Annotated in this window: 4 protein-coding genes; 1 reads left to right on the forward strand and 3 read right to left on the reverse strand. The window is 45.6% G+C overall.

Annotated elements, in window-relative coordinates:
- Window positions 1–571: 571 nt before the first annotated feature.
- The 3 genes from QUB12_RS26450 to QUB12_RS26460 form a co-directional block, all read right to left on the reverse strand.
- On the reverse strand, window positions 572–979 hold the full coding sequence (locus QUB12_RS26450; protein ID WP_190739383.1) for a hypothetical protein: 408 nt from the start codon (window positions 977–979) through the stop codon (window positions 572–574).
- Entirely contained in the window at window positions 969–1,184 is a 216-nt protein-coding gene (locus QUB12_RS26455) for a hypothetical protein (RefSeq protein WP_190739384.1), read from the reverse strand. Before QUB12_RS26455 ends, QUB12_RS26450 begins: the two co-directional genes overlap by 11 nt.
- A gap of 197 nt (window positions 1,185–1,381) precedes the next feature.
- Complete coding sequence (locus QUB12_RS26460) at window positions 1,382–1,597, reverse strand: plasmid partition protein ParG (protein ID WP_333143500.1); 216 nt, start codon at window positions 1,595–1,597, stop codon at window positions 1,382–1,384.
- Between the two features lie 574 nt (window positions 1,598–2,171).
- On the opposite strand from QUB12_RS26460, the gene aroF reads away from it, so the two are divergent.
- Entirely contained in the window at window positions 2,172–3,044 is an 873-nt protein-coding gene (aroF, locus tag QUB12_RS26465) for a 3-deoxy-7-phosphoheptulonate synthase (RefSeq protein WP_333309176.1), read from the forward strand.
- Window positions 3,045–3,298: the final 254 nt, after the last annotated feature.

Genomic DNA, 3,298 nt, shown 5'->3' on the forward strand with positions numbered 1-3,298 from the left:
TGGGTGGGGGCGGGTTTACGAGATTGTGGATTATTGACGATGATTGTTGGTGAACCCGCCCCTACAAATCTTTTTCTAAAAATAGTCGGGGCGGTTGTTACCAACAATATCTAACAAATACAAACAATCTAAATAAACCCGCCCCACCCCACCAATAACCTACATGAACCTTGATTTCATCCCATCCTCCAAACGTATAGATCGATTTACCGTTGGGTGGGGGCGGGTTTACGATATTGTGGATTATTGACGATGATTGTTGGTGAACCCGCCCCTACAAATCTTTTTCTCAAAATAGAAACCCAACATTTTCGCTACAATTTTCCTTAACTGAACCCTATTGGTTTATAGCCAAGACCATATCCCCCTCGCATCCCCCTTAAGAAGATTGTTTGGACACGGCACCGTGTCCTCCAACCCCATCGCGCGATCGAATATCCGTAGTGTGCAATAGTTAAAGATTTTTGAGGCACATAGTTGCCAAGAGACCGCTCTTTCATAGATATTAAGTAAGAGCGCTTAAGCGCAACTACGTGCCTTTTTTGTGCCAGTTGCGCTCAGGACTAAAATATTAAGCAGCGGCCGTAGCATTTGCTTCCAGAGGCTCGATTTCCTCCGGCGTAGCGTGACGGCGCGGATCATTAAAGCTGCGTGCCGCTAGCCAGTTAGAATTTTGCGCCGCCTCGCAACCAATCACGTAAAGCGAAGATTGGTTAAAAGCAGCCCAGAGAGCATCACAAGCCTGTTTATCCATCAGTGAATCGGCGATCGGGCGATCGTGAATCAGAGCAAATAAATCAAACTCATTTCGTTTTGGATTCCACTGATATTGCAAAGTAGGAGCATAACCCATTTCGATCAATTGTGCGATCGCGCGATCGGGCGTATATCCGTCCAAATGTACCCGATTGAGATAGATAGACACTTGGACATACTCATCTCTGGCAGGTAGCAGTCGGTAATTCGAGTTAGTCATCATTATTTGTCTCCGTGCAGTAGTAATAAGAACGGCCTGCAATATCGGGGCGTTTTTCAGCCTTCATTTTATGCTGAGCACATCGTCGCTTAGCATAAAGGTCTTTTTCAATTTCAGTCTCGCCAGGGGCATAAAAAGGACGGTGAGGAAGCAGTTCGGCTTCTAAATCCTCCCAAGATTTCTCTGGGTTGTCTGAATCTCTCAGCATTTGTCCCTCGCGGTTTGTTCGAGGATGCCGTTTATTCGATATAGTCGATCGGTCATTCGATTTTAGATTTTAGATTTTGGATTTTGGATTGACTTGCGCGAGATAAATTCGGGGGCTTGAGGATTTGAGATTTGAGATTTTGGATTGATTCCACGGATAAATCACGTGGCGGCTACCACCTTTGAAATTCTTGGTCATCAGTCTGTTTCCTCTGTTTTGGCGATCGTCTTGACGCGCTGGGGCTTTGGCTCTAAAACGGGTTCGTTTTCCTGTAGCCAAGTTTCGATGTACTCCAACAGAACCTCATTCATGCTGAGGCTACGCATGGCGCAAGATGCTTTGAACTTGGCTCTTGTCTCTTCAGGTAGATAGATTTTTACGGACACAGTTTTACTTGTACTCAAAGTTTCCATATCGCTATATCGATTTGTCTATCTGTCTAGCCTGACACACAGCCGCGCGATCGGATAGGGTCGTTTGTCGATATAAGGACTTGTCGTTTTGTCCCTATGTCGATATAATAACAGACATAGCCAAAAAACGACAACCGCGCCGACTTAAACGCCATTGCCGTTTCCATACATTTTGCAAAAAAATGCTTGACATTCCTACCAGTCTGTGATAGCTTATCGAATAGTATTGTGTTTAATCCACAAATCGCAGCACTTCAGCTATGTTCACAGCCAAGTTCACAGCCAACAGCTATTTTTATTTTTGGTACAGCCAAGTTCGCCCGGAGTGAATTTACAATTCACTGTGAACATCCGGGCGAACCGCAGACTAACACCTGCGGTTTTGTTTTTTCTACTTCTTTTCCCAACAACCAATCGAGTACAAGCGAAAACAGCAATGACATTATTCATTAACTGGTACAACAGCTTTTATTTTTGGCCCAACAAAAGTTCTGGGTAAATTGTCGCGCTGTCTTTTCGCACCAACCCGGAACTCCTAAAAGTTCCGGGTTTTTTGTTGTCAACCACCCACTTAATTTCCCAGGAAAATTCCCTCATGTTAGAAGCCAAACTCGTAACCAAATCTCATCCCGAACACCAAACAATTGTCAAACTCTCAGAAACAGTATCAGTCGGCGGCCAAGAATTATTAATCATCGGCGGCCCCTGTACCGTCGAAAGTTCTGCACAAATGGAAACCGTCGCCCGCCAACTATCCGCCGCCTCCGTACAAGCTTTGCGAGGCGGAGTCTACAAACCCCGCACATCTCCCTATGCTTTCCAAGGCATGGGAATTGAGGGACTCGAAATTTTAGCCGATGTCAGCCGGCGTTACGGTTTGCCCGTAGTGACAGAGGTAATGTCGATCGCCCAAATCGAGCCAGTAGTCACCTATGCTGATATGCTGCAAGTAGGCAGTCGGAATATGCAAAACTTCGAGTTACTAAAGGCGATCGGTCAAGCCGGAAAACCAGTCCTGCTAAAACGCGGCTTATCAGCCACAATCGAAGAATTTGTGATGGCCGCCGAATACATTCTCAGTCACGGAAATCCTCATGTAGTTCTCTGCGAAAGAGGCATCCGCAGCTTCGACAATTACACCCGGAATGTATTAGATTTAGGTGCCGTCGTAGCACTGAAACAGTTAACTCATTTGCCAGTAATAGTAGACCCTTCTCACGCAGTAGGCAAGCGAGAATTAGTCGCACCCCTAGCCAAAGCAGCGGTTGCTTGCGGTGCAGACGGATTAATTATTGAGTGTCACCCGCAACCAGAAAAATCGGTTTCTGATGCGCGGCAAGCTCTTTCTTTAGCAGATATGGTAGATTTAGTTGCGAGTTTGTGGCCTGTAGCCGCCGCCGTTGGCCGGTGCATACCAGATACTAAGTCATTAGTCATTAGTCATTAGTCATTAGTCATTAGTCATTAGTCATTAGTTATTAGTCATCAGTCATTAGTCATATTATGTCCGGTCGATTACCCCTAATACGGTAGGGGCGGGTTCACCAACAATATCTGCCAATAATTAACAATCTCAAAAACCCGCCCCTTTAATCGCTCGCTCGGACATGATATCATTTAATACGGTAGGGGCGGGTTCACCAACAATATCTGCCAATAATTAACAATCTCAAAAACCCGCCCCTTTAATCGCTCGCTCGG

This window comes from Microcoleus sp. B7-D4 (genome assembly GCF_036705125.1).
In the GTDB taxonomy this organism is placed as follows: Bacteria; Cyanobacteriota; Cyanobacteriia; order Cyanobacteriales; family Microcoleaceae; genus Microcoleus.

Excerpts from the sequence above, each read along its gene's own strand:
- QUB12_RS26455 (WP_190739384.1), bottom strand. The coding sequence starts at position 1,184 with ATGCTGAGAGATTCAGACAACCCAGAGAAATCTTGGGAGGATTTAGAA.
- QUB12_RS26460 (WP_333143500.1), bottom strand. The coding sequence starts at position 1,597 with ATGGAAACTTTGAGTACAAGTAAAACTGTGTCCGTAAAAATCTATCTA.
- QUB12_RS26450 (WP_190739383.1), bottom strand. The coding sequence starts at position 979 with ATGATGACTAACTCGAATTACCGACTGCTACCTGCCAGAGATGAGTAT.